Annotated in this window: 3 protein-coding genes; 1 reads left to right on the top strand and 2 read right to left on the bottom strand. The window is 62.1% G+C overall.

Translation table 11 applies throughout. The features are described from left to right. Positions 1 to 697, bottom strand: a 697-nt coding sequence (locus EOA27_RS33255) for an aldo/keto reductase (RefSeq protein ID WP_145970714.1), incomplete at its 3' end; no start/stop codon positions are given. Positions 698 to 963: 266 nt separating this feature from the next. Here EOA27_RS33255 and ppk2 point away from each other — a divergent pair. Beyond that, entirely contained in the window at positions 964 to 1884 is a 921-nt protein-coding gene (ppk2, locus tag EOA27_RS33250; protein ID WP_126082953.1) for a polyphosphate kinase 2, read from the top strand. On the opposite strand, the gene EOA27_RS41690 is transcribed toward ppk2, so the two are convergent. Further along, the coding region (locus EOA27_RS41690) for a hypothetical protein (protein ID WP_210214193.1) at positions 1863 to 2157 on the bottom strand (295 nt) is incomplete at its 5' end. The genes ppk2 and EOA27_RS41690 overlap by 22 nt on opposite strands.

The raw sequence follows: 2157 nt of genomic DNA, 5'->3' as shown, positions 1-2157 counted from the left end.
GGCGCGCGGTCGGGCTGTCGCGATGATATTTGCCGGAGAGCAGGCCGCCCGCCAGTGGACTCCAGACCAGCACGCCGAGGCCCTGGTCGACCGAGATCGGCAGCAATTCATACTCGGCCTCGCGTGCTTCCAGCGTGTAATGGATCTGCTGGGTGACGAAACGGGCCTGATGTCGGCTGTCGCTGACGGCAAGAGCCTTCATCACCTGCCAGCCCGACCAGTTGGAGCAGCCGATGTAACGGATCTTGCCCTGGTTGACCAAAGTGTCGAGCGCCGCGATCGTCTCCTCGACCGGGGTGAGGCCGTCCCACTGGTGAACGAAATAGACGTCGATGACATCGGTCCTGAGCCGCTTCAGGCTCTTTTCGCATTCGCGGATCAGATGGTGGCGCGATAGGCCCTCGTCATTGGGACCGGTGCCGATGCGCATGCGCGCCTTGGACGCGATCAGCACGTCGTTCTTGCGCTTGCCGCCAAGCGCCTCGCCGATGATCTCCTCCGACAGCCCGTTCGAATAGACGTTTGCCGTGTCGATGAGGTTGATGCCGGCATCGATGCAGGTGTCGATGATGCGCTTGGCTTCCGAAAGATCGGAGTTGCCCACGGCGGCGAACGGGCCCGTGCCGCCGAAGGTCATGGTGCCGAGGGTCAATGTCGAAACCTTCAGGCCGGAACGGCCAAGGGTGCGGTATTCCATGTCGGGTCCTCGCGATTTTGTTTTGGAGAGGCGCCGTGGCGGGCGCGGGAAAGAGGCGAGGGGATTTGTAGGACAATTCCAGCCGCTTGTCGCCCCGCTATCGATACGGGCCGATCACATATCGTCTATCATGCCCGGCTGTGGTCGCCTTGCAATAAAACCGTCATTGCGCCTCTGTATCTCAGTCGGCTTACGGAGTGGCGTGTCCGGGGCGGAGCCGCGGCGCATTCCGGGCGATGATGGCTGACAGGCGACGGAGCTGCGCGATGAATGAAGTGAACCCGAATTCTGGGGCGAAGGACTGGCTGGAAGCCGAGCTCGAGGACACGCTCGACGAGGACTACGAGCTGGAGCTTTCCGAACCGGCGCTCTCGCTCGAGATCGCCAAGATCTACAAGAAGTCGCATCCGCCTTCCATCGAGCGGATGACCTACTTTCGCGAGCTGCTGAGGCTCCAGTCCGAGCTGATCAAGCTGCAGTCCTGGGTCGCCTACCACAAGAAGAAGCTGGTGGTGGTCTTCGAGGGCCGCGACTCCGCCGGCAAGGGGGGTGTCATCAAGCGCATCACGCAGCGGCTCAATCCCCGCATCGCCCGCGTGGTGGCATTGCCGGCGCCGACCGAACGCGAAAAGTCGCAATGGTATTTCCAGCGCTACGTGCCGCATCTCCCCGCGGGCGGCGAGATCGTGCTGTTCGACCGCTCCTGGTACAACCGCTCCGGCGTCGAGCGGGTGATGGGGTTTGCCAATGCGGATCAGGTCGAGGAGTTTTTCCGCGACGTGCCGGAATTCGAACGTATGCTGGTCCGCTCCGGCATCACGCTGGTGAAATACTGGTTCTCGATCACCGACGAGGAACAGCAGATGCGCTTCCTGATGCGCATCCACGACCCGATGAAGCAGTGGAAGCTGTCGCCGATGGACCTGCAGTCGCGGGTGCGCTGGGAGCAGTACACCAAGGCCAAGGAAGAGACCTTCGCCCGCACCAACATCAAGGAGGCCCCCTGGTTCATCGTCGAGGGCAACGACAAGAAGCGCGCGCGGCTGAACTGCATCGACCATCTGCTGCAGCAGATGCCGTATGAGGAGGTTCCGCACGATGAGATCACGCTGCCGGAGCGCGTCTTCAACCCCTCCTACGAGCGCCAGGTGCTGCCGCGCGAGCTTTACGTGCCGGAGAAGTATTGAGGCGCCCCTTTTTCCTTCTCCCCGTTCCACGGGGAGAAGGTGCCCGAAGGGCGGATGAGGGGCAGCGCCGGCGTGGGTGATTGAGCTTCAATTCGCAGCGTAGGCTTGAAGATCATGGATAGGCTATCGCCAATCTCGGGCCGGCAGCGTTGCCCCTCATTGCCCTGCCGGTGTCCAGCGGATAGATGGGTAACACTTTGAACCGGATACATAGGTAACAGTTTTCTCTCCCTATGATGCGGTCGCCGCAGCGCCAAGCGGTCGGCTTGGCGC

Origin of the sequence: Mesorhizobium sp. M2A.F.Ca.ET.037.01.1.1, assembly GCF_003998075.1 — a bacterium.
In the GTDB taxonomy this organism is placed as follows: Bacteria; Pseudomonadota; Alphaproteobacteria; order Rhizobiales; family Rhizobiaceae; genus Mesorhizobium.
Note: the sequence above shows the minus strand (reverse complement) of the source record. Positions and strands in the feature narration are given on the sequence as shown.